Source organism: Streptomyces sp. NPDC015346, from assembly GCF_043078785.1.
GTDB lineage: Bacteria > Actinomycetota > Actinomycetes > Streptomycetales > Streptomycetaceae > Streptomyces.
On record NZ_JBIBTW010000002.1, the window covers coordinates 490,913 to 512,472 of the forward strand.

The following is a 21,560-nucleotide window of genomic DNA, read 5'->3' on the forward strand; positions in this document are numbered from 1 at the left end:
AAACGGTCCATCAACGTTCGATCAATGCGGCGCGCCGAACGCCGTCTCGTCCCTGCGGAAGAGGGCGGTCCACAGGAAGGGCTCGCCGAAGCACGGGGAGTCGGGCGCCTCGTCGCGCATGCGCCGCAGTTCGACCTCCGTCAGATCGGAGAAGATCCACCGCAGGGACTCCTCGGTGTAGGCGAGCCCACCCTCCAGACCCGAGGTGCGGTAGAAGTCCGCGTCGGGCAGCTCCGACCCCATCCGGCCCGAGGCGAAGCACGTCAGGGCGAGATGGCCACCGGGAGCGAGGACGCGGTCGAGCAACTGAAGGTAGCTGATACGGCGGTGGGGCGGCAGGTGGTGGAAGCAGCCCGAGTCGCAGATCAGGTCGTACGGGCCGGAGAGGACGGTCGCGGCGAGTTCGAAGGCGTCCCCGTGGTGGAAGCGGACATCGGCTCCGGCCTCCTCCGCGCGCTGTTCGGCCCAGGCCAGCGCCTCCTCGGAGAGGTCCACCGCGTCCACCTCGAAGCCCAGGGAGGCCAGATGGAGGGCGTTGCGCCCAGGGCCGCAGCCCAGGTCGAGGGCGCGGCCGGGTGCGACAAGACCCCGGTCGACGTACGAGACGAGGCTTTCGTCCGGCTTCGCCACGAAGAACGGCACGCCTTTGGACCGGTCGCTGTAGAAGCCGTTCCACCAGCCGGCTCCGTCAGCGGTCCAGCGGTCGGCCTCCGGTGCGAACAGCCCGTCCAGGAGCTTCATCACATCGTCGACGGTACGTATGTTCCGGTCCATCCGGTTCCCCTTTCCCGATGGGGGGAACGGTAGAACGGATCATGAGGAAAGCCCAGGTGGTGGCGGCTCCTCGCCCTCGTCGGTCGCGGCGGGCTTCGCCGGCTTCTTCGCGCGGCTCGGCTGGACCCGTTTCGGCTCGCCCGGCATCTTCGGGTACTCGGGCGGGTACGGCAGGTCCCCCAGGCCGTGTTCCGCCTCGTCGCGGCGGGCCAGTTCGAGCAGGCCCTCCAGGCTGAACCGCTGGTCGTCTATGTCGGCGTGGACGTCACCCATCTCGGCGTACCGGGTCGGCATCGTCCTGATGTCGAAGTCCCGCGGCGTCGCGTCGTCGACCTCCTCCCAGCGCAGCGGAGCGGAGACGGGGGCGTGCGGCCGGGGGCGTACGGAGTAGGCGGAGGCGATGGTGCGGTCGCGCGCCGTCTGGTTGTAGTCGACGAAGATCTTCCTCCCGCGCTCCTCCTTCCACCATTTCGTGGTCACGTGATCGGGCATCCGGCGTTCCAGTTCACGGCCGGCGGCGATGGCCGCGCGGCGGACCTGGGTGAAGGTCCAGAGCGGCTCGATGGGGACGAAGACGTGCAGGCCGCGCCCGCCGGAGGTCTTGGGCCAGCCGCGCAGCCCCGCCTCGTCGAGGACGGCGCGCAGTTCGTGGGCGGCGCGCACGGCGTCGGCGTAGTCGGTGCCGGGCTGCGGGTCGAGGTCGAGACGCAGTTCGTCGGGGTGGTCGGTGTCCTCGCGCCGTACCGGCCACGGGTGGAAGGTGACGGCGCCGAGGTTGGCGGCCCACAGGACGGCCGCGGGTTCGGTCGGGCACATCTCGTCGGCGGAGCGCCCGCTGGGGAAGGTGATGTGCGCGGTCGGGATCCAGTCCGGGAGGTTCTTCGGGGCGCGCTTCTGGAAGAAGGACTCGCCGGTCACCCCGTCGGGATAGCGCTCCAGCGTCGTGGGCCGGTTCCGCAGGGCGCGGGTGATGCCTTCGCCGACGGCCAGGTAGTAGCTGACCATGTCGAGCTTGGTGTAGCCGGTCTCGGGGAAGTAGACCTTGTCCGGATTGGAGACGCGTACGGTCCGCTCTCCGACCTCCAGCTCGATCGCTGCCGCTTTGCCTGCCATGCGTGACAGCCTAGGGCTCGCCGACATTAGCCGCATACCGGACAATCGACCCATGGATCTGCCGGTGATGCCGCCCGTGAAGCCGATGCTGGCCAAGGCCGTGAAGAAGATCCCGCCCGGGATGCAGTACGAGGCCAAGTGGGACGGCTTCCGTGCCATCGTGCACCGCGACGGCCCCGAGCTGGTGATCGGCAGCCGTACGGGCAAGCCGCTCACCCGTTACTTCCCCGAGCTGGCCGCGGCGCTGCCGCCCCGGCTCCCGCACCGGTGCGTCATCGACGGCGAGATCGTGATCGAGCACGACGGCCGCCTCGACTTCGACCGGCTCACGGAACGCATCCACCCCGCCGACTCCCGCGTGCGGATGCTGGCCGAGCGGACCCCGGCCCGCTTCATCGCCTTCGACCTGCTCGCCCTCGGCGACGAGTCGCTGATGGACACTCCCCTCACGGACCGGCGGGCCGCTCTCGAGGAGGCCCTGCGCGGGGTGGACGCGCCGGTCCATCTGGCACCGGCGACGACGGATCCGGACGTGGCGGCGCACTGGTTCGAGCAGTACGAAGGGGCGGGCCTGGACGGCGTGATCGCCAAGCCGCTGGATCTGCCCTACCGGCCGGACGCCCGGCTGATGTACAAGATCAAGCACGAGCGGACGGCCGACGTGGTGGTGGCCGGTTACCGCTTCCACAAGACCGGGCCGGTGGTCGGCTCGCTGCTGCTCGGCCTGTACGACGAGAACGGCTCACTCCAGCACGTCGGCGTCTGCGCGGCCTTCACCGCCAAGCGCCGCGCGGAGCTCGTCGAGGAGCTCGAACCGCTGCGGATGGACCCGCCCGACGGGCATCCGTGGGCGGCGTGGGCGGAGGAGTCGGCGCACGAGAGCGCGCGGCTCCCGGGCGCGCCAAGCCGCTGGTCGGGGAAGAAGGACCTGTCGTGGGTGGCGCTCCGGCCCGAACGGGTCTGCGAGGTCGGGTACGACCACATGGAGGGCGACCGGTTCCGGCACACGGCCCAGTTCAAGCGGTGGCGGCCGGACCGTGCGCCGGAGTCCTGCGGGTACGGGCAGCTGGAGGAGCCGGTCTCGTACGACCTGTCCGAGGTGCTCTCCTCCGGCGGTCCCCCGTCCCGGCGGTAGCCGCAGTCGGCCTCGGCCCGAGCCGGTGCGCGAGCGGTGCCCGAGCCGCCGCTCGCACCTCATCTCCCCCCGTACGGAGGTGAGATGCTTCACATTCCCCGACGGGCCGCCGGCCGCCGAAAAACGGAATCATGACCCGTTGTTCGACGGACGTCTGAGCGATCCTCACCATCCTTTCGGTGCGGTGATCGCGCCGCGCGCCGCGCACCTGCGGGAACGCGGCGCGCCTCCGATGCTCCCGCCCCGCGCCCGGTGCCTCGATGATCCGTACACCTCGCCGAACGGCCCGACCGCCGTTGCGGCACGGAGACATCCCCGTCGACGAACCACGAAGCACATCCGGTACGTATGTAGGAGAGACCCCGCCTCGACCCGGACCCACAAGGACTGACTCGTGATCACCTCGCCCTCGCGCCTCGTTCCCGTTCCGATCCCCGACCGTGTGGCCGCGCTGATCGGTTCGTGCCTGCCGCTGCACGTCCTGCAGGCGGAGATCGACGCCGACTGCGCCGCGCGCGAGGTGTACCGGTTCCGCGGGCCGCTCTGCGCGGAGGACCGCGCCGACCGCGAGCACGCCCTGTCCACCCTGGCGCGGGCCAACAAGATCCTGGCCAAGCACCACCCCCTGCTGCCGGTCCGCCACAACTGACCGCGCCGCCCGAGCTGACCGGGCCGGATCGACCGGACCGACCGGACCGACCCGGCCGACGGACCGACCGGACCGACCCGGCCGACGGACCGACCGCGCCGACCCGGCCAGGAAACCCGGCGTAGCCCGTTCGGGGCGCGCCCCCGGCGCCGCACCGGTTCGGCCGTCCCCCGCATGCGGGCGGCCGCGCCCGGTGTGAGGCTGCGAGGGTGACCACCACCAGCGACGTCGCCCCCGCGCCCCCGGCCGCCGAGCCCCCCGTGCTCGACCGTCGCCGCCGCAACATCGTCTTCGGCACGATCATGCTCGGCGTCCTGCTCGCCGCGCTGGACCAGACGATCGTCGGCACCGCCCTTCCGACGATCGTCTCGGACCTCGGCGGCGCCGCCCACATGTCCTGGGTGGTCACCGCCTATCTGCTGGCCGAGACGGTCGCCACCGTCCTGGTCGGCAAGTTCGGCGACCTCTTCGGCCGCAAGGTGATCTTCCAGATCTCCGCGATCGTCTTCATCACCGGCTCGTTCCTCTGCGGCCTCGCCACCAACATGACCCTGCTGATCGTCTGGCGCGGCCTGCAGGGCATCGGCGCCGGCGGCCTGATGGTCACCTCGATGGCGCTGATCGCCGATGTGATCCCACTGCGCGACCGCGGCAAGTACCAGGGCGCGATCGGCGCCGTCTTCGGCATCTCCACCGTCATCGGGCCGCTGCTCGGCGGCCTGTTCACCGATCACCTGAGCTGGCGCTGGGCGTTCTACGTCAACGTCCCCCTCGCGATCCTGGTGGTCATCGCCGCCGCCCGCACGATCCCCTCCGTCCGCTCCGCGAGCCGGCCGGTCATCGACTACGCGGGCATCGCGCTGGTCGCCCTCGGCGCCAGCGCCCTGATCCTGGCGACCAGTTGGGGCGGCAACGAGTACGCGTGGGGCTCCGGCGTCATCATCGGGCTCTTCGCCGGCGGTCTGGCCGCGCTCGCGCTGTTCTGCCGGGTGGAGACGCGGGCCGCCGAACCGATGCTGCCCATGCGGCTCTTCGCCAATCCCGTGTTCACCGTCTGTTCCGTGCTGAGCTTCGTGGTGGGCTTCGCCATGCTCGGCTCCATGATCTTCCTCCCGTCGTATCTGCAGTACGTCGACGGGGACTCGGCCACCGTCTCCGGCATCCGGACCCTGCCGATGGTCGTCGGTCTGCTGATCGCCTCGATCTACAGCGGCAACGTGGTGAGCAGGACCGGCCGCTACCGGATCTTCCCCATCGCCGGCTGTCTGGTGATGGGGATCGGCCTCTTCCTGCTCTCGCTGATGGACACGCGGACCGGCACCTGGCTGGAGTCGCTCTACATGTTCGTGCTCGGCGCCGGCATCGGTCTGTGCATGCAGGTGCTCACGATCGCCGTGCAGAACACGGTGGACTACGCCGACCTCGGCACCGCCACCTCGGGCGTCACCTTCTTCCGTACGCTCGGCAGCGCCTTCGGCACCGCCGTCTTCGGCACCATCTACGCCAACTCCCTCGGGCCCAACCTCGCCCAGGGGGTCGGCGAGGCCGCCGCCGTCCCCGGGGCCGGGGATCCGGCCGCCCTCGCGAGGGCCGCGCAGAGCCCGGCGGGTGTCCACGGACTGCCCGACGACGTGGCGGCGCCGATCGTCCAGGCGTACGCGGACACGCTCCACACCGTGTTCCTGTGGACCGTGCCGGTCGCCGCCGTGGGCCTCGTCGTGGCGCTCTTCCTGAAGGAGGTGCCGCTCCGGGACACCGCCCGGGCCCTGGCCCCCGACATGGGCGAGGGCTTCGGCTCCCCCACGACGGCGGGCGACTCGGCCAAACTGCTCGAACTCGCCGTCGGCGGGATCCTGCGGAAGACCGACCTCGACACCGCGCGCCGGATCGTCGCCGAATCCGACACCCGGCTCGACATGGCCGGCGCGTGGGCGGTGATGCAGGTCGAGCTCTTCACCCGGCTGGTCGGGCACGCCAGCCTCGGCCTGATCTCGGCCGGCCGCCGGGTGCCGCCGGAGGTCCTGCTGCCGGTCTTCGACCGCATGGTCGACGAGGGCTTCCTGACCCGGGACGGCTCGCTGCTCTCGCACACCCCGGCGGGGAAGCGGGAGGCCGAGGTCATCACGCGCGCCTGGGGGCAGTGGCTGAGCTCCCGGATCGAGGGGGAGCGGGGCCGGCCGAGCGGGCCGGAGCTGCGGGCGGCGACGGACGCCATCGCCAAGAAGCTGATCGCGGAGGACCTCTCGAACGGCCTGCCGTCGGTCCGCCGCGAGCCGGTCGGCGTCGTGTCCTGACGGCCTCAGGCGCCGTCGAGGAACTCCCCGTCCACATACACCCACGCGCCCTCGTGGCGGCGGAACCGGCTGCGCTCGTGCAGCGAGCCGGCTTCTCCTGCCTGGGTGTAGCGGGCGACGAAGGTGACGGTCCCGGCCTGGTGGAAGGCGGTGCCGTCGGTGGTGTCCCGGATCTCAAGCCCCGTCCAGCGCAGCGACGGGTCGAAGTCGATCTCACCAGGACGGGTCTCCGGCGCCCAGGTGCGCAGCAGATACGTCTCGTCGCGGACGACGAAGGCGCTGTAGCGGGACCGCATGAGGAGCTCCGCCGTGGGCGCTGCCGTCGCCCCGGCGTGGAAGCGCCCGCAGCACTCGCCATAGGCGGCGGCGAGACCACAGGGGCAGGGAGCGTCGGCGGTGACTGCGGTGAGAGGGGTGGTGGCGGCGGGGCGCCGGGAGCGGGCGGGGTTCCTGCGGGCGTTGCGTCGGGACATGGGGTCCATTGTGTCGTGGGGCCTCGGGGGCGGGATCGCGCCATGTGTGCGGCGGGCGCCGCACGGGACTTCCGGGCGTCGGCGGGCGCCCGTATGCTCCTGCGCCGGACGTGACTGTTACCGCCGGTAAAGGGGTTGGGCATGAACCGTACGGGCACCTCGCGACGCACCTTCGTGACCACGGCCGCCGCGGTCACCGGCGCGGCCGCCGTCGGGGCCGTACCGACCCCGGCCGCCGCGGCCGGGACGGCGGCACAGGCCGACGCCGCCACCGCCATCACCGCGAGCACCGGTGCGCCGTCGGTCGCCGTGCTCGGCGGCGGGGTCGCCGGCCTGACCGCCGCCCACGAACTGGCCGAACGCGGCTTCCACGTCACCGTCTACGAACGGCGGGCGCTCGGCGGCAAGGCCCGGTCCATGGACGTACCGGACAGCGCGCGGGGCGGGCGGCGGGCGCTCCCCGCCGAGCACGGCTTCCGGTTCATCCCCGGGATCTACCACAACCTGCCCGACACCATGCGCCGCATCCCCTTCCCGGGGAACGCGAACGGCGTCTGGGACAACCTGGTCGCCCCGGCCGAGATGTCCTTCGCCCGCACCGGCCGCGAGGACCTGCGCATCCCGCTGCCCTGGCCCGGCCACCGGCCCGCCGAGCTCACCCTCGACGAGATCCGCCGCGCCCTGACCGCGCTCCTGGAGACCGCCCGCTCCATCCCGCTCCACGAGTCGGCGTACTTCGTCAACCGCTTCCTGGTCTTCCTCACCAGCTGCGACGAGCGGCGGAACGAGACATGGGAGCGGACGCCGTGGTGGGATTTCCTGCGGGCCGAGCGGATGAGCTACGACTACCAGCGCATCCTCGCCGTCGGCCTCACCCGCAACATCGTGGCCACCAAGGCCGAGGAGGCCAGCACCCGCACGGTCGCCACGCTCCTGGAGGCCTTCGCGTTCAACGCTCTGGGCCGCGGCGCCGACGGGCCCCTCGACCGGATCCTGAACCTGCCCACCAACGAGGCCTGGATCGACCCGTGGGTCACCCATCTGACCGGTCTCGGCGTGGAGTTCCGGGTCGGCTGGACCGTACGGGAGATGGCGTACGACTCCGGTGCCGGGCGGATCGCGGCGGCGGTGATCGAGGATCCGGGAGGCGTCCGCCGTTCGGTCACCGCCGACCATTACGTCTCGGCGATGCCGGTCGAGCACGCGCGGCGGACCTGGGGCGCCGCACTGCGGGCGGCGGATCCGCAGCTCGCGCGGTGCGACAAGCTGGAGACGGACTGGATGACGGGCATCCAGTTCTATCTGACCGAGCCCGCGCCGCTGCTCGCCGGGCACGCCAACTGCATCGACTCGCCCTGGTCGCTGACGTGTATTCAGCAGGCAGAGCACTGGCCGTCCCGCGACTTCGCCGCCGACTACGGCGACGGGGCCGTCGTCGACTGCCTCTCGGTGGACATCTCGGAGTGGGACCGGCCCGGCGTCCTCTACGGCAAGACGGCCAAGCAGTGCACCCGCACGGAGGTCGCCCGGGAGGTGTGGGCGCAGCTCAAGGCGGCGTTCAACGACACGGGCCGTACGGTGCTCAAGGACGGTGCCCTGCACTCCTGGTTCCTCGACCCGGGCGTGGACGGCCTCGGCACCCCGAACCCGACCAACGACGACCAGCTCCTCATCCACCCGGTCGGCACCTTCCACAACCGCCCGCGGGCGGCGACGGCCGTGCCCAACTTCTTCCTGGCCGGCGACTACGTGGCCGTCGACATCGACCTGGCGACCATGGAGGGCGCCAACGCCTCCGCCCGCCAGGCGGTCAACGCGCTCCTCGACCGCACGGGCTCCCCGGCCACCCGCTGCGCGGTGAAGCCGCTCTTCCGCGCCCCCGAACTGGAGGCGCTCAAGCGGCACGACCGGCTGCGCTACCGCCTCGGCCTGCGCAACGCCCTGGACGCGGGCTGAGCCCGCTCCGGTCCCGCCCTCAGGGGCGGTAGCGCAGCGGATGGTCCTCGGGGACCTCGACGACGGCGATCTCCACCCCGTCGGGGTCCGCGATCCACATCTCGACCAGCCCCCACGGCTCGGTCACCGGCTCCCGCAGGATCACCACGTCACGGCCCACCAGCTCCTCGTGCGCCGCGCGTACGTCGGCCACCTGCATCCAGAGCCGCAGCTCCGGCCGGGCCGGCGGCGCGCCGGCCCGCCCGGAGACCTCCAGAAAGCCGCCGCCGAGGAAGTAGACGGTCCCCCGGTCGGGGCCGGTGCCGAACTCGCGGTACACCGCGAGGCCGAGCGTCTCGCCGTAGAAGCGCCGGGAGCGTTCGGGATCGGCCGGCCGCAACAGAATCCGGCTGCTCAATACGTGCATCGCAGTAGCGTACGACCATGAAACTGACGATTCTCGGAGGCGGCGGATTCCGGGTCCCGCTCGTGTACGGCGCGCTGCTCGGCGATCACGCCGAGGGGCGGGTCACGCACGTCACGCTGTACGACCTCGACGGCGGGCGGCTCTCGGCCGTCGCCCGGGTCCTCGCCGAGCAGGGCGCGGGGGTGCCCGACGCGCCGGCGGTCACGGCGACGACCGACCTCGACGAGGCGCTGCGCGGCGCCGACTTCGTCTTCTCGGCGATCCGGGTGGGGGGCCTCGAAGGCCGGGCGGCCGACGAGCGGATCGCGCTCGCCGAGGGCGTCCTCGGGCAGGAGACGGTCGGCGCGGGCGGGATCGCCTACGGTCTGCGGACGGTGCCGGTCGCGGTGCGCATCGCCCGGCGGATCGCCGCACTCGCCCCGGACGCCTGGGTCATCAACTTCACCAACCCGGCCGGTCTGGTGACCGAGGCCATGTCCCGGGTCCTCGGTGACCGGGTCGTCGGCATCTGCGACTCCCCGGTGGGGCTCGGCCGCCGGGTGGCCCGGGTCCTCGGCGCCGACCCCGGCGAGGCGTGGATCGACTACGTGGGCCTGAACCACCTCGGCTGGCTGCGCGGGCTGCGGGTCGGCGGCCGGGACGAGCTGCCCCGCCTGCTGGCGGACGAGCGGGCGCTCGGCTCCTTCGAGGAGGGCAGGCTCTTCGGCCCGGAGTGGCTGCGCTCGCTGGGCGCGATCCCCAACGAGTACCTGCACTACTACTACTTCAACCGGGAGGCCGTTCAGGCCTACCGGCAGGCCGAGCGGACCCGCGGCGCCTACCTCCTGGACCAACAGGCCGGTTTCTACGAGGAGATGGCGAAGCCCGACACGCCTCCCCTGGCCACCTGGCACCGCACGCTCGCCGACCGGGAGGCGACGTACATGGCCGCCAACCGGGAGGCCGCCGGGGTCGGCGAGCGGGACGAGGACGATCTGGAGTCGGGCGGGTACGAGAAGGTCGCCCTGGCGCTGATGCGGGCGATCGCGCGCAACGAACGCGCCACGCTCATCCTCAACGTCCGCAACGGCACCACCCTTTCGGTGCTCGACGCGGACGCGGTCGTCGAAGTGCCCTGCTTCGTGGACGCGGCCGGCGCCCATCCGGTGTCGGTGGCACCGCTGCCGTACCACGCGGTGGGCCTGGTGACGGCGGTCAAGGCGGTGGAGCGTGAGGTCCTCGCGGCGGCGGAGAGCGGATCGCGGGCGACGGCGGTGAAGGCGTTCGCGCTGCATCCGCTGGTCGACTCGGTGTCCGTGGCGCGCCGCCTTGTCGACGGCTACACGGCGGAGCACGAGGGTCTGGCGTACCTGCGAAGCTGAGGCGACTGTCCGACGACTGTCCGGCGAACATCTTTACGCCACCGGGGGCGCGGCATACGCTCGCGCCCCATGACCTCACCTGGGACACGTCTTCGAAGGGCCATGGTCCGTCTCACCGCGGGCTGTCTGCTGACCGCCGGTCTGGTGGGCGCCGGACCGGCGGCGGCCGGCTCCGCCGCGGTCGTCGGCTCCACCGACGCCGTCGAAGCGGCGACCGTCGTTCCCGTGCAGACCACGGGCCCCGCCGACAAGCGCTTCAACCTGGTCCTGATGGGCGACGGCTACACGGCGCAGGAGATGCCGGCGTTCCGGGCCGACGTCGAGAAGCATCTGAACGTGCTGTGGAGCATCGAGCCGTTCGCCTCCTACCGCTCGTACATCAACGTCTGGGCGGTGGAGGTCCCTTCGCCTGAGTCGGGGGTCGACTGCGATCCGGGGCTCGACGCGCCCCGGCGCGACACCCCGCTGGACATGGGTTTCTGGGGCGGCTGCGACCCGGGCAGCGTGCAGCGGCTGCTGACGGTCGACAGCGCGAAGGCGGCCGCGCTCGCCGACCTCGTCCCGGGCACGAGCGGCGCCAACCGGCAGGTCGTGGCCCTCGCCCACAGCGACACCTACGGCGGCGCCGGCGGCGGTTACGCCACCGCGTCCGGCGGCAACGCGCTCTCCTCACTGATCACCCCGCACGAGATCGGCCACTCCCTGGGCAAGCTCCAGGACGAGTACGACTACTACGCGCGCGGCGTCCCCGGCGGCGCCTACTCCGGCCCCGAGCCGTCGTCGGCCCACCACACCCTGCTGACCGAGGAGCAGATGCGGGAGCGGCGCGCCAAGTGGTGGCGCTGGCTCGGCGAGAAGAGCGAGGCGGGCGGTGTCATCGGCCGGCACGAGGGCGGGATGTACAGCACCCGGGGCGTCTGGCGGCCGAGCAAGCACTCGATCATGAAGACGCTCGGCTACGGCTTCGACCAGGTCGAGCGCGAGGTGATGGTCCAGGCGATCTCGGCGAAGGTGAACCTCGTCCAGGCGCACACGCCCAACGGGACGCCGATCGGGGCCGATCGGACGGTGTGGGTGGACACCCTGCACCCGCTGGGCGGTGAACTGGACGTGGTGTGGCGGCTCGACGGCCGGACGCTCGGCACCGGCGGCGCACGGACGGTCGACCTGCGCGCCCTGACCCTCTCCCCCGGGAACCACACGCTGACGGCGACGGTCAGCGACCCGACCCCGTTCGTCCGTGACCCCGCGATCCGCGGCTCGGCGGCCCTGACCCGTACGGTGAGCTGGACGGTGAACCGCGCGCTGACCACCCCCGAGGACGACGCCGAGGGCGGCGTCGAGGCGGCCTTCACCGGCCACACGCCGACGACGTCCCCCGTCGCCGCCCGCTCGGTGGTCCACGCCGACACCACCCACCCGACGCGCGCCACCCTCGCCGTCCGGTGGCTGCTGGACGGCCGGACGGTCGACAACCCGGGCAACGACCGTGACCTGGACCTCCGTTCGCTGCGCCTCAGCCCCGGCACTCACCTGCTGACGGCCCGGATCCCGGGAACGGACGCCGAGTTGAGGTGGACCGTGGACGCCCGTCCGGCGACGGAATCGTACGAGCTGTCCGAGCCGCTGCGTACGGTGCACCGGCCCGGCCGCCCGGTCGAGTACGTCTACGACCGGGAGTTCACGATGAGGCTGGCGGCGCGCGACGACCGACCGGGCGCCGTGGTCAGCCAGTTCCGGGTGGACGGCGACGGCTGGTACACGTACTACGGCTGGCCGACCGACGCCGACGCGCCGTTCCGCTTCTCGCCGGGCGGCACGGTCATCGACGGTCTCGTCTACGGCAAGCTGGGCAGGACCCGGGCGGTCCCGTGGGACGACGCGACGCCGGACTACGGCACGCACACGGTCGAGTACCGCTCGATCGACGCGGCGGGCAATGTGAGCGCGCCGGAATCGTTCCTGGTGACGCTGGTCGCACCGCAGGACGACTGAGGCACGCGGGCCCCCGGCCCTTTCGGGGCTGCGGGCGCGTGGCCCTTTCGAGACTGCGGGCCCGCGGCCCTCCGAGGCCGCGGGCCCGCGCGTACGGGGAGATCGTCAGCGCTTGCGTCCGACGGCGGCCCATCCCGGGATGGGGTCGTCGCCCTGGACCGGGACGACCTCGCCCAGCTCCGGGTGCCACTCGGCGGTGAGCGAGACTCCGGGCTCGACGAGCTCCAGACCGTCGAAGAACGCGGCCAGTTCCTCCCGCGACCTCGGCCGCAGGGTCAGCCCGCGGGCCTTGTACATGCCCGCCGCCTTCGCCGCGCCCTCCGGGTCGAAGTCCCCGGTGACGTGCGACAGGACGAGGTAGCTGCCCGATGCGAGCTTGTCGACGAGCTTGCCGACCAGGTCGTACGCCCCGTCCTCGTCCCCGACGAAGTGCAGCAGGGCGAGCATCGACAGAGCGATGGGCCGGTCGAAATCAAGGACCTTTCCGGCTCTTTCGAGGATCAGCTCGGGGTCGCGGGCGTCCGCCTGGATGTACTCGGTCGCCCCCTCGGGCGTCGAGCGCAGCAGGGCGGCCGCGTGCGCGAGCACGATCGGGTCGTTGTCGCAGTAGACGATCCTGGACTCGGGCGCGGCGCGCTGGGCGATCTGGTGCAGGTTGGGCTCGGTCGGGATGCCGGTGCCGATGTCGAGGTACTGCCGTACGCCGTTGGCGCTGAGCCAGCGGATGGCGCGGTGCATGAAGGCCCGGTTGACCCGGGCCATGTCCCGGCCGCGGGCGTCGACGGTGAGCAGCTGCCGGGCCATCTCCTCGTCGACCGGGTAGTTGTCCTTGCCGCCCAGGAACCAGTCGTACATCCGCGCGGGATGCGGCCTGCTGGTGTCGATCCGTACGGCTGCGGGGTCCTGGGTCATCGGAGAGCTCCTGGTCGGCGGAGAGAACGACGGTTGCTGGATCAAGAGTTACGCGACGGTAGGGGTGTGACGGAAGGGCTCACGTGAGCAGAAAGTCGGCCTGGCCGGATTTCGCTCCCTGGATGAACGCGGCGATCTCGCCGTGGGTGTAGATGAGCGCCGGTCCCTCGGGGTCTGCGGACTGTCGCACGGCGACTCTGCCGTCGGCCAGCTTCATGGCCTCCACGCAGTTGCCCCCGTTCCCGCCGCTCCACGGCTTGTGCCAACCCTCGGCACCCAGTTCCGCGGCGGGCATGCCGTTGTATATGCGGTCCATTCACAGCTCCTTGCGGAGATCCCTGAGGATCTCCTTCGTGCGTTGTGCAGTCGCGGCCTGGGCCGCCATGCGGTCCATGACCTCGAGGTGAGAGGCCACCTCGGGGCGCGCGTCGAGATAGACGGCGCCGGTGAGGTATTCGCTGTAGACCATGTCCGGGAGTTCGGGCATGGCGAAGCGAAAGAGGACGAACGGTCCGTAGGTGCCGGGGTGATGGCCGGACGCGAACTCCGCGATCTGCAGGGTGACGTTCGGCAGCTCGCACGCTTCGAGCAGCCGGCCGAGCTGGTCGCGCATCACTTCGGGCCCGTCGCCGACCGGACGACGGAAGACGGTCTCGTCCATGATCACCCAGAACTTCGGCGCGTCTTCCCTGGTCAGCAGGGACTGACGCTCCATCCGCAGGGCTACATGACGTTCTGTCTCCTCGGCGTTCTCGGCGTTCCTCCCGCCGACGGCCCCACTGCGCAGGATGGCGCGGGCATACTCCTCGGTCTGCAGCAGACCGGGGACGAACTGTGGTTCGTAGGCGCGGATGAGGCTCGCGGCCCCCTCCAGGCTGACGTACATGGAGAACCAGCCGGGCAGCACGTCGTGGAACCGCTGCCACCAGCCGGGAAGGTTGGCCTCCTCGGCGAGGGCGATGAACCCCTCGGCCTCGGAGTCGGTGATTCCGTACGCCTTGAGCAGGAGCTGTACGTACGGGATCTTCAGCGCGACTTCCGCGGTCTCCATGCGCCGGATGGTGGCCGGCGCGACGCGGAGGACCTTGGCGGCCTCCTCCCGCTTCAGGCCGGCCCGCTCGCGCAGATCCTGCAGTCGCTTGCCGAGGACGACCTGTCCCACCGTGGGGGCGGACCGCGGCTCGCTCACTTCAGACCTCCCCGACGCGCTGTTTGGACCGAGTGTGCCACGAAGAGGTGCCAGAGAGAACATGGCACTCTGCAATTTTCAGAGTGCCCCTTGCCAAGTGTCCGAGTCGGGAGCAGAGTATTCCGGTGAACCAGTACGCGCTGCCGCCGCGCGCCGCCACGGTGGGCGACGTACGGCGCTGCTTACCCACTGTTGTGAGGAACCGGTCGTGGCTTCTGGTAACGCGCTCCCCTCAGGCCTCATGAGCCCCCGCGTCATGACCCAGCGCCCACGCACCGATGTCTTCCGCCCCGAGATCCGGCGGTTCGCCTTCGAACTCCCCGCCCGCACGGAATCGGTCGCGCGCGCCCGCAGACTGGCCGAGGAGCGGCTCATCCTCTGGGGCTGCGATCCGGAGATACGCGACACGGTGACGCTGATCGTCTCCGAACTGGTCACCAACGCGGTCGTGCACACCGCGAGCGGCCATGTCGTCTGCGAACTGCGGGAGGGCGAGGAGCAGTTGCGCATAGCGGTACGGGACGAGGGCGGCGCGGGCGACCCGTTGATCCGGGACTGCGGCGAGGAGGAGCGCGGCCGCGGCCTTGTGCTCGTCGACAGCCTGTGCAGCGCCTGGGGCGCGGAACGCACGGGACACGGGACGGCCAGAGTCGTGTGGGCGGAGCTGGCCCATGGCATGGGTGAGCCGTGCTGAGGTCGATGGCGACGCTGCTGACCCCCCGGGGCCGCAGGTCCACGGCCACCGGCTCGACCCGTCTGATCGTCCCGCCGGCCTTCTCGACGAGGCTGGGCTGCGACGCCGTCGGCGTGCCCGCCCGCTACGGCTTCCGGATCCTCTCCCGCCTGCCCGCGAAGGGCTGCGTCTACGCCGACACCGACTGGTGGTGGTGGCTGGTCCCGGCCGGCTCCGACCTGGACCTGATCTGGCCGATGCCGGCCTGTTACGCCCCCGGCGCGGAGATCCCGGACCGCCGCCCGCGCCTGATCCACCACCCGGACGGCACCTCCCCGTACTCCCCACCGATCCCGCTCTATCTGCTCACCTGCCAGCTGACCGGCATCGCTCCGTCCTGGACGGCCGTGCGGACGCCAGGCGACGGCGTACTGTCTGAGCATGTTCACCCCACAGGGCCCGACCGCCCGTGAGCTGACCTTCCAGGCGCTCTCCTCGGTGGAACGCGGCTACGACCTGCTGGCCGAGAAGTTCGACGAAACGCCCTTCCGTACCCCGGACCACCTCCTCTCCGCGGTGACGGACACCCTGCGCCCGCTCGGCCCGTTCGCCACCGGCCTCGACGTGTGCTGCGGCACGGGCGCGGGCCTCTCCGTCCTCCGGACGCTGTGCACGGGCCGGGTCGCGGGCGTGGACTTCAGCGCGGGCATGCTGACCGAGGCCCGCCGCGCCCACCCCACGGCGACCCTGATCCGCGCGGACGCCCTGGCCCTCCCCTTCGCCCCGGTCTTCGACCTGGCAGTGAGCTTCGGCGCCTTCGGCCACTTCCTCCCGCGCGAGCAGGTGCCGCTCTTCGCCCAGGTCCACGCCTCCCTCCGCCCGGGCGGCCGGTTCGCCTTTCCCCTCCCGGCTCCCCCGCGCGTCGGTTCGCCGCCCTACTGGGCCCTGCTCGGCTTCGACGCCGTGATGCGGGTCCGTAACGCGGTGTGGCGACCCCGCTTCGTCATGTACTACCGGACGTTCCGGCTCGCGGACGTACGGGCGAGGCTGGAGCGGGCGGGGTTCGACGTGTCGCTCATGGCGATCGAGAGCCTGGGCCGACGCGAGGACGGGAGCCCGAAGTGCCGACTGGTGGGCGCGGAAGTAAGGAAAGACGGACATACGGAAACGCGAAAATCCCCGTAGTTCGCGAGGAACTACGGGGATTTCGGCTGGTGTCCGAGGGGGGACTTGAACCCCCACGCCCGATAAAGGGCACTAGCACCTCAAGCTAGCGCGTCTGCCATTCCGCCACCCGGACAAGGTGTATGTCGCTCGGGGTTTTCCCCGCGGCGACATGGATAACTCTACCAGGGGTTCGAGGTGGCTTTCACCCGCGTTTCCCGTGGTCAGTGGGGTGCGGTGGGTGCGTCGGCGCTGATCCGGGCGGGGCCGGGGAGCCGCCCGTGCGGAGTGTTACGACGGCTTCACGGGGCGTCGTCGCACCCCATGGGGAGAGGGAGGCCTAGCCTCCGCGAGGTGGGTTACTTCTCCGAGTACCGCCGGCCCCGGATGCTGTCGCCGCTGCGCGAGCATCTGCGGGACACCTTCTGGTTCGCGCCGGTCGCGTCGATGGTGGCCGTGTTCGCGCTGTGGATCGCCGCGGCGACGCTGGACGAGGCGATCATCGGCGTCCTGCGCGACGACGGCGCGTACGAGGAGATCTCCGAACTGATCGGGATCGCCGACGACGCCAAGACGATCGTGACGACGATCGCCTCGGCCATGATGACCTTCATCGGTGTCGTCTTCTCCATCTCGCTGGTCGCCGTTCAGATGGCGAGCGGGCAGTTCAGCCCCCGGGTGGTACGGATCTTCATCCGCAGCCGCATCACCAAGGCGACCTTCTCCGTCTTCCTCGCCACCTTTCTGCTGTCGCTGCTCGTGCTGACCTCGTACGAGAGCGAGACCGACCCCCGGTACGTGACGAGCGTGCCGCTGGTGCAGTCGGTGCTGACGCTGCTGCTGGTGGGAGTGAGCCTGCTGCTCTTCGTGGCGTACGTGAACACGACGCTGCGGCTGATGCGGGTGGGGCACGTGGTGGAACGGATCACGACGGAGTCGCTGGCCGTCCTGGCCAAGCAGCCGGCGTACGGCGACGAGGCCGGTGAGCTGGGAGAGCCGACGGCCCACCTGGTGCACCGGGGGCGGGCCGGGGTGCTGCGGGACGTGAACGTGGCGTGGCTGGTGCGGGGCGCGCGGCGGCACGGAGTCGTACTGCGGCTGCTGCCGCGGATCGGGGACTTCGTGGTGCCGGGGACCCGCATCCTCGCCGTACACGGTGGGCGGGCGCCGCGCCGGATGGCGGCGGCGGTCTCCGTCGGGGTCGAACGGACTTTCCACCAGGATCTCGGCTTCGGGCTGCGCCAGCTCGCCGACATCGCGCTGCGCGCCCTCTCCCCCGCCGTCAACGACCCGACGACGGCCGTGCAGTGCCTGGACCGGATCGTCCAGATCCTCGCGGTGCTCGCGGACCGGCCGCTGGGGGCCGTCCTGCACCGGGACCGGAAGGGTGAGGTCCGCCTGGTGCAGGACGTACCGGGGTGGACCGATCTGGTGGATCTGGGGTTCACCGAGATCCGGGGCTGCGCGGCGGACAGCCCGCAGGTGTCCCGGCGGATGCTGGCCGGGCTCGACGATCTGCTGTCGCTGGCTCCGGAGGACCGGCGGGAGCCGCTGGTCCGGCACCGCACGCTCCTGGTCCAGCGGGTGGAGCGCACGGCGCCGGAGGCCGCCGACGTGGCCTTCGCCCTGGCGGCGGACCGTCAGGGGATCGGCTGAACGCCGGCTGGCACGGGGCGGGCTGGCATGGGGCGGGCCTCGGCTGCCTCTCCCGGACCCGCGGTCGATCAGCCGCGACGCGGGGTCGGAGTGACCCGCCCGGTCAGCTCTTCTCCCGCAGCGAGTGGAGGTGCGCGCTGGACTTGCGGGCGAAGTCGAACGACTCGACGGGGTTGTCGCGTTCGGCCTGCCAGTGGTGGGCGTGGCGGCCGTGACGTGTGCGGTTCACGGCCGAGATGAAACGCCCGTAGTCGATGTCGCCGTCCCCGACGTCCGCCATGCGGTAGCCGTCGCGGAGGGAGTCGTCGCGTTCGCCGTCCTTGACGTGGAAGAGGGGATAGCGGTGGGGCTGGTCGAGGACGTAGCTCAGCGGGTCGAAGGGGGCCGGGGTGCCGTCGGCGCGGCGGGAGAAGCGGAACTGGGCGACGTACGCCCAGTAGATGTCCATTTCGAGGTGGACGAGGTCCGGGTCGGTCTCGGCGAGCAGGACGTCGTAGAGGCGGACGTCCGGCCGGTCGGTGGCGAAGGAGAACTCCTCGGCGTGGTTGTGCTGGTAGAACTTCATGCCGCGCTTCTTCGCCTCGGCCCCGTACCGGTTGAACTCCTCGGCGCAGCGCTTCCAGCCGTCGACGGTGGCTCCGTAGCGCCAGGGGCCCGAGGCGGTGCCGATGTGCGGGAGTCCGAGGGCCTGGGCGTCGTCGAGGACCCGGTCGAGGTTCTGGGCGAAGGTGTAGGCCTTGGGATCGGAGGAGTAGTAGCCGACGTGGCTGCCGATGCCGCGCAGGCCGTGGTCGCGGGTGAGCCGCTTGAGTTCGGCGAGGGTGAGGGGGCCGGCGGAGCCCTGGGTGTATCCGGCGAACTCGACCTCGTCGTAGCCGTACTTCTTCAGCTCGGCGAAGACGGTGGCGAAGCCGAGCGTGGAGACCTTGTCGCGCAGGGAGTAGAGCTGGATGCCGAGGCGGCCGGGGGGCAGCACGGGCCTGCCGTGGCCGTCGCCGCGGGTGGCCGGGTCGGCCGCGGCCGGGGCGGCTTCGGTGGCGGCCGCGGCGGGGGCGGTCGCGCCGAGGAGGGCGGCCGCGGTGGCGCCGGCGGCGACTCCGAGCATGTTCCGTCTGCTGAGCTTACGGGCCAGTTCGGGGTCGGCCGGGGTGCTGTGGATACGTCGGGTGCGGCTCATCTGTGGATAACTCCTCGTTGTCGGTGGGGTCTGCTTCACTGGAGTCCGGTCAGCAGAGACCGGCCAGTCGGAGCAAGAGGGACTTCACATCGGTGGCCGCGACGCGGCCGCTCACAGCGCGGGGGGTGGAGCACAGAATGAGCGGACTTTCGTCGTCGCTCGTGGGGAGGCGGCCATGGCTGCCGCGAATAGGTGAGGGATCGAGGGGCACGACCGCGAGCCGGTAGCGCATGCCGAGCTTCTTGCGGGCGATCGCCTTCGCCGCCCTGACCCGTACGTACGGGTCGAGCGGGTCCATGAACAGTTCGGCGGGGTCGTAGCCGGGTTTGCGGTGGATCTCGACGAGCCGGGCGAAGTCGGGCGCCAACGCGTCGTCGAGCCAGTAGTAGTACGTGAACCAGGCGTCGGGTTCGGCGAGGGCGACGAGCTCCCCGGAGCGGGGGTGGTCGAGGCCGTGTTCCTTCTTGCCCTCGTCGTCGAGGAGCCGTTCCAGGCCGGGGAGGCCCGCGAGGGCTTCGCGGGTGGCGGCCATCTCGCCGGGGTCCTCGGGGCGGCGGACGTAGACGTGGGCGAGCTGGTGGTCGGCGACCGCGAAGGCACGGGAGGCCATCGGGTCCAGGTACTCCATGCCGTCCTGGGTGTGGACCTCGAGCAGCCCGGCGCGGCGCAGGGCGCGGTTGATGTCGACGGGCCGGTCGACGCGGGTGATGCCGTACTCCGAGAGGGCGACGACGGTGCGTCCTTCGGTGCGGGCCTCGTCGAGGAGTGGTCCGAGGGCGGCGTCGAGTTCGGCGGCGGCGCGCAGGGAGCGCGGGTCGTCGGGGCCGAAGCGCTGGAGGTCGTAGTCGAGGTGCGGGAGGTAGCAGAGGGCGAGGTCGGGGCGGCGGGTGCGCAGGATGTGGCGGGTGGCGTCGATGATCCACCGGCTGGAGACGAGGTCCGCGCCGGGGCCCCAGAAGTGGAAGAGGGGGAAGGTGCCGAGTTTCTCGGTGAGTTCGTCGTGGAGGGCCGGGGGCCTGGTGTAGCAGTCGGGTTCCTTGCGGCCGTCGGCGTAGTAGACGGGGCGGGGGGTGACGGTGATGTCGGTGTCGGCGCCCATGGCGTACCACCAGCAGATGTTGGCCACGGTGTAGCCGGGGTGGGCGCGGCGGGCCGCGTCCCAGAGTTTGTCGCCGGAGACGAGGCCGTTGTGCTGGCGCCACAGGAGGACGTCGCCGAGTTCGCGGAAGTACCAGCCGTTGCCGACGATGCCGTGCTCGGAGGGGAGGGTGCCGGTGAGGAAGGTGGACTGGGCGGTGCAGGTGACCGCCGGAAGGACGGTGGAGAGGGCGGCCTGCGAGCCGGACCGGGCGAGCGCTTTCAGACGGGGCATGTGCGTCAGGAGGCGGGGGGTGAGACCGACGACGTCGAGGACCAGGAGGGGGGTGGGTCGGGTGTCGCTCCGGGGACCGGTCATGGGAGTTCCTTGAGGCCGAGGTCGGTCAGGAGGTCACGGGCCAGGGTGAGTTCGGCGGCGATGCCGTCGGCGAGGCGGGCGCGGTTGCGGGGGCGCCGCGCGGCCGGAAGGGCCTGCCAGGTGTAGGTCTCGACCTCCAGGTGGTGGGTGCGGGGGCGGGGGCCGCCGACGAGGAGGCCGAGGGTGTCCTGGAGCACGGAGAGGGTGGAAGTGAGCGGAGGAGCGGGCGGCGCGTGGAGGGGGACGTGGAAGTGGGCGCGCCAGGGGGCGCCGTCGGGGAGGGACCGGCCGGCGAGCGCCTCGGGGAGGTCGTCGGTGCCGCGCAGTCCGGTGGCGGTGCTGGTGCGGGTCTGATGAAGGAAGCGGGGTTCGGCGAACGAGGCGAGCGCGGCGCGGACCTCGGGGAGGTGGGGGTGCTCGGCGTGCAGGGCCGCGGAGAGCTGGGACTTGACCACGGGGATCCCGGCGGCGGCGAGGTCGTCCAGGGCGGTGCGGGGGTCTTCGAAGGAGGTGGCGAGGTGACAGGTGTCGACGCAGACGCCGATGCGGGGGCTCGAGACGGCGGTGAGCGGGGCGATCGCGTCGGCGGTGGTCTCGACGGTGCAGCCGGGTTCCGGTTCGAGTCCGATCCGGACCGATTTGCCGGTCAGCTCCTCCAGGGCGTCGAGGCGTTCGGCGAGGGTCGTCAGGGCGGCGCGGGCGGTGTCGGCGGCGTGGGAGTCGAAGGGGGTGCGCCAGGCCAGGGGCAGGGTGGAGACGGAGCCGTCGGTGATGTCGTCGGGAAGGAGCGCGGCGAGGAGTCGGGCGAGGTCGGTGGTGTGGGCGAGGCGTTCGGGGCGGGTCCAGTCCGGCTGGTAGACGCGGTACTTGACCTCTTCGGCGCCGAAGCCGTCATAGGGGAAGCCGTTGAGGGTGACGACTTCGAGGCCGCGGTGGTCGAGTTCGGCGCGCAGCGCACGGAGGGAGACGGGGTCGGTGATGAGGGAGTGGGCGGCGTCGCGGGCGAGCCAGAGGCCGATGCCGAGGCGGTCCCGGCCGAGGCGCCGGCGGACGGGTTCGCAGTGGTCGCGGAGTTGTGCGAGAACACCGTCGAGGGTTTCGGCGGGGTGGACGTTGGTGCAGTAGGCGAGGTGGACGGTGGAGCCGTCGGGGTGGCGGAAGCGCATGGACGGCCTCC

At 71.6% G+C, this 21,560-nt stretch carries 20 protein-coding genes and 1 tRNA gene; 10 read left to right on the forward strand and 11 right to left on the reverse strand.

All coding sequences use genetic code 11. The annotated features are described in order from the left end of the window. Positions 1–21: 21 nt before the first annotated feature. Both ACF06X_RS08195 and ligD read right to left on the reverse strand, forming a co-directional pair. Positions 22–774 (reverse strand): class I SAM-dependent methyltransferase, encoded by a 753-nt coding sequence (locus tag ACF06X_RS08195; protein WP_392286397.1) that lies wholly within the window; start codon positions 772–774, stop codon positions 22–24. A 39-nt stretch (positions 775–813) separates the two neighbouring features. Next, a complete protein-coding gene (gene ligD / locus ACF06X_RS08200) occupies positions 814–1,887 on the reverse strand; it encodes a non-homologous end-joining DNA ligase (RefSeq protein ID WP_392286398.1) in 1,074 nt (357 codons plus the stop codon). Positions 1,888–1,939: 52 nt separating this feature from the next. Here ligD and ACF06X_RS08205 point away from each other — a divergent pair, with 52 nt between their 5' ends. From ACF06X_RS08205 to ACF06X_RS08215, 3 genes are all read left to right on the forward strand, one after another. Then, positions 1,940–3,022, forward strand: coding sequence for an ATP-dependent DNA ligase (locus tag ACF06X_RS08205; RefSeq protein WP_392286399.1), 1,083 nt, complete (start codon positions 1,940–1,942; stop codon positions 3,020–3,022). Positions 3,023–3,416: 394 nt separating this feature from the next. Beyond that, positions 3,417–3,671, forward strand: a complete 255-nt coding sequence (locus tag ACF06X_RS08210) for a hypothetical protein (protein ID WP_392286400.1) — start codon at positions 3,417–3,419, stop codon at positions 3,669–3,671. A 209-nt stretch (positions 3,672–3,880) separates the two neighbouring features. Next, positions 3,881–5,965, forward strand: a complete 2,085-nt coding sequence (locus tag ACF06X_RS08215) for an MDR family MFS transporter (protein ID WP_392286401.1) — start codon at positions 3,881–3,883, stop codon at positions 5,963–5,965. 5 nt (positions 5,966–5,970) lie between these two features. On the opposite strand, the gene ACF06X_RS08220 is transcribed toward ACF06X_RS08215, so the two are convergent. Then, positions 5,971–6,438 carry a YchJ family protein gene (locus ACF06X_RS08220; protein WP_392286402.1) on the reverse strand — a complete coding sequence of 156 codons (468 nt, stop codon included), beginning with the start codon at positions 6,436–6,438 and terminating at the stop codon, positions 5,971–5,973. 141 nt (positions 6,439–6,579) lie between these two features. Here ACF06X_RS08220 and ACF06X_RS08225 point away from each other — a divergent pair, with 141 nt between their 5' ends. Next, a complete protein-coding gene (locus tag ACF06X_RS08225) occupies positions 6,580–8,394 on the forward strand; it encodes an FAD-dependent oxidoreductase (RefSeq protein ID WP_392286403.1) in 1,815 nt (604 codons plus the stop codon). Positions 8,395–8,413: 19 nt separating this feature from the next. Here the strand turns inward: ACF06X_RS08225 and ACF06X_RS08230 are convergent, their stop codons facing one another. Continuing rightward, positions 8,414–8,800 (reverse strand): VOC family protein, encoded by a 387-nt coding sequence (locus ACF06X_RS08230; protein ID WP_392286404.1) that lies wholly within the window; start codon positions 8,798–8,800, stop codon positions 8,414–8,416. 17 nt (positions 8,801–8,817) lie between these two features. On the opposite strand from ACF06X_RS08230, the gene ACF06X_RS08235 reads away from it, so the two are divergent. After that, entirely contained in the window at positions 8,818–10,161 is a 1,344-nt protein-coding gene (locus ACF06X_RS08235) for a 6-phospho-beta-glucosidase (protein ID WP_392286405.1), read from the forward strand. A 102-nt stretch (positions 10,162–10,263) separates the two neighbouring features. Further along, positions 10,264–12,156, forward strand: coding sequence for a M64 family metallopeptidase (locus tag ACF06X_RS08240; protein ID WP_392286406.1), 1,893 nt, complete (start codon positions 10,264–10,266; stop codon positions 12,154–12,156). 105 nt (positions 12,157–12,261) lie between these two features. On the opposite strand, the gene ACF06X_RS08245 is transcribed toward ACF06X_RS08240, so the two are convergent. The 3 genes from ACF06X_RS08245 to ACF06X_RS08255 form a co-directional block, all read right to left on the reverse strand. Next, entirely contained in the window at positions 12,262–13,068 is an 807-nt protein-coding gene (locus ACF06X_RS08245; RefSeq protein ID WP_392286407.1) for an SAM-dependent methyltransferase, read from the reverse strand. A gap of 79 nt (positions 13,069–13,147) precedes the next feature. After that, positions 13,148–13,384 (reverse strand): DUF397 domain-containing protein, encoded by a 237-nt coding sequence (locus tag ACF06X_RS08250; RefSeq protein ID WP_015037566.1) that lies wholly within the window; start codon positions 13,382–13,384, stop codon positions 13,148–13,150. Continuing rightward, the gene (locus ACF06X_RS08255) at positions 13,385–14,257 is read right to left on the reverse strand and encodes a helix-turn-helix domain-containing protein (protein WP_392286408.1); all 873 of its coding nucleotides are present in this window, start codon (positions 14,255–14,257) and stop codon (positions 13,385–13,387) included. A 256-nt stretch (positions 14,258–14,513) separates the two neighbouring features. Here ACF06X_RS08255 and ACF06X_RS08260 point away from each other — a divergent pair, with 256 nt between their 5' ends. From ACF06X_RS08260 to ACF06X_RS08270, 3 genes are read left to right on the forward strand one after another with little or no spacing between them, the layout of a single operon-like run. Further along, a complete protein-coding gene (locus ACF06X_RS08260) occupies positions 14,514–14,951 on the forward strand; it encodes an ATP-binding protein (protein ID WP_392286409.1) in 438 nt (145 codons plus the stop codon). Between the two features lie 5 nt (positions 14,952–14,956). Beyond that, positions 14,957–15,403: a hypothetical protein gene (locus ACF06X_RS08265; RefSeq protein WP_392286410.1), complete on the forward strand. Its 447-nt coding sequence runs from the start codon at positions 14,957–14,959 to the stop codon at positions 15,401–15,403. Next, positions 15,372–16,115 carry a class I SAM-dependent DNA methyltransferase gene (locus ACF06X_RS08270; protein WP_392286411.1) on the forward strand — a complete coding sequence of 248 codons (744 nt, stop codon included), beginning with the start codon at positions 15,372–15,374 and terminating at the stop codon, positions 16,113–16,115. Before ACF06X_RS08265 ends, ACF06X_RS08270 begins: the two co-directional genes overlap by 32 nt. Before the next feature lie 27 nt (positions 16,116–16,142). On the opposite strand, the gene ACF06X_RS08275 is transcribed toward ACF06X_RS08270, so the two are convergent. Next, positions 16,143–16,230 (reverse strand) — tRNA-Leu (locus ACF06X_RS08275). A gap of 188 nt (positions 16,231–16,418) precedes the next feature. On the opposite strand from ACF06X_RS08275, the gene ACF06X_RS08280 reads away from it, so the two are divergent. After that, positions 16,419–17,750: a DUF2254 domain-containing protein gene (locus tag ACF06X_RS08280; protein WP_392286412.1), complete on the forward strand. Its 1,332-nt coding sequence runs from the start codon at positions 16,419–16,421 to the stop codon at positions 17,748–17,750. A 103-nt stretch (positions 17,751–17,853) separates the two neighbouring features. On the opposite strand, the gene ACF06X_RS08285 is transcribed toward ACF06X_RS08280, so the two are convergent. Genes ACF06X_RS08285 through eboE form a run of 3 tightly spaced genes read right to left on the reverse strand, consistent with a single transcriptional unit; the run spans position 17,854 to position 21,549 of the window. Then, positions 17,854–18,927, reverse strand: coding sequence for a sugar phosphate isomerase/epimerase family protein (locus ACF06X_RS08285; protein ID WP_392286413.1), 1,074 nt, complete (start codon positions 18,925–18,927; stop codon positions 17,854–17,856). A 49-nt stretch (positions 18,928–18,976) separates the two neighbouring features. Then, positions 18,977–20,383, reverse strand: a complete 1,407-nt coding sequence (locus ACF06X_RS08290) for an alkaline phosphatase family protein (RefSeq protein ID WP_392286414.1) — start codon at positions 20,381–20,383, stop codon at positions 18,977–18,979. Continuing rightward, entirely contained in the window at positions 20,380–21,549 is a 1,170-nt protein-coding gene (eboE, locus tag ACF06X_RS08295; RefSeq protein ID WP_392286415.1) for a metabolite traffic protein EboE, read from the reverse strand. The genes ACF06X_RS08290 and eboE overlap by 4 nt, the downstream gene beginning before the upstream one ends. Between the last annotated feature and the right edge of the window lie 11 nt (positions 21,550–21,560).

Excerpts from the sequence above, each read along its gene's own strand:
- ACF06X_RS08285 (WP_392286413.1), bottom strand. The coding sequence starts at position 18,927 with ATGAGCCGCACCCGACGTATCCACAGCACCCCGGCCGACCCCGAACTG.
- ACF06X_RS08230 (WP_392286404.1), bottom strand. The coding sequence starts at position 8,800 with ATGCACGTATTGAGCAGCCGGATTCTGTTGCGGCCGGCCGATCCCGAA.
- ACF06X_RS08225 (WP_392286403.1), top strand. The coding sequence starts at position 6,580 with ATGAACCGTACGGGCACCTCGCGACGCACCTTCGTGACCACGGCCGCC.
- ACF06X_RS08290 (WP_392286414.1), bottom strand. The coding sequence starts at position 20,383 with ATGACCGGTCCCCGGAGCGACACCCGACCCACCCCCCTCCTGGTCCTC.
- ACF06X_RS08235 (WP_392286405.1), top strand. The coding sequence starts at position 8,818 with ATGAAACTGACGATTCTCGGAGGCGGCGGATTCCGGGTCCCGCTCGTG.
- ACF06X_RS08260 (WP_392286409.1), top strand. The coding sequence starts at position 14,514 with ATGACCCAGCGCCCACGCACCGATGTCTTCCGCCCCGAGATCCGGCGG.
- ACF06X_RS08280 (WP_392286412.1), top strand. The coding sequence starts at position 16,419 with ATGGGGAGAGGGAGGCCTAGCCTCCGCGAGGTGGGTTACTTCTCCGAG.
- ACF06X_RS08265 (WP_392286410.1), top strand. The coding sequence starts at position 14,957 with ATGGCGACGCTGCTGACCCCCCGGGGCCGCAGGTCCACGGCCACCGGC.
- ACF06X_RS08220 (WP_392286402.1), bottom strand. The coding sequence starts at position 6,438 with ATGTCCCGACGCAACGCCCGCAGGAACCCCGCCCGCTCCCGGCGCCCC.
- ACF06X_RS08195 (WP_392286397.1), bottom strand. The coding sequence starts at position 774 with ATGGACCGGAACATACGTACCGTCGACGATGTGATGAAGCTCCTGGAC.
- ligD (WP_392286398.1), bottom strand. The coding sequence starts at position 1,887 with ATGGCAGGCAAAGCGGCAGCGATCGAGCTGGAGGTCGGAGAGCGGACC.
- ACF06X_RS08205 (WP_392286399.1), top strand. The coding sequence starts at position 1,940 with ATGGATCTGCCGGTGATGCCGCCCGTGAAGCCGATGCTGGCCAAGGCC.
- ACF06X_RS08250 (WP_015037566.1), bottom strand. The coding sequence starts at position 13,384 with ATGGACCGCATATACAACGGCATGCCCGCCGCGGAACTGGGTGCCGAG.
- ACF06X_RS08270 (WP_392286411.1), top strand. The coding sequence starts at position 15,372 with ATGTTCACCCCACAGGGCCCGACCGCCCGTGAGCTGACCTTCCAGGCG.
- eboE (WP_392286415.1), bottom strand. The coding sequence starts at position 21,549 with ATGCGCTTCCGCCACCCCGACGGCTCCACCGTCCACCTCGCCTACTGC.
- ACF06X_RS08245 (WP_392286407.1), bottom strand. The coding sequence starts at position 13,068 with ATGACCCAGGACCCCGCAGCCGTACGGATCGACACCAGCAGGCCGCAT.
- ACF06X_RS08240 (WP_392286406.1), top strand. The coding sequence starts at position 10,264 with ATGGTCCGTCTCACCGCGGGCTGTCTGCTGACCGCCGGTCTGGTGGGC.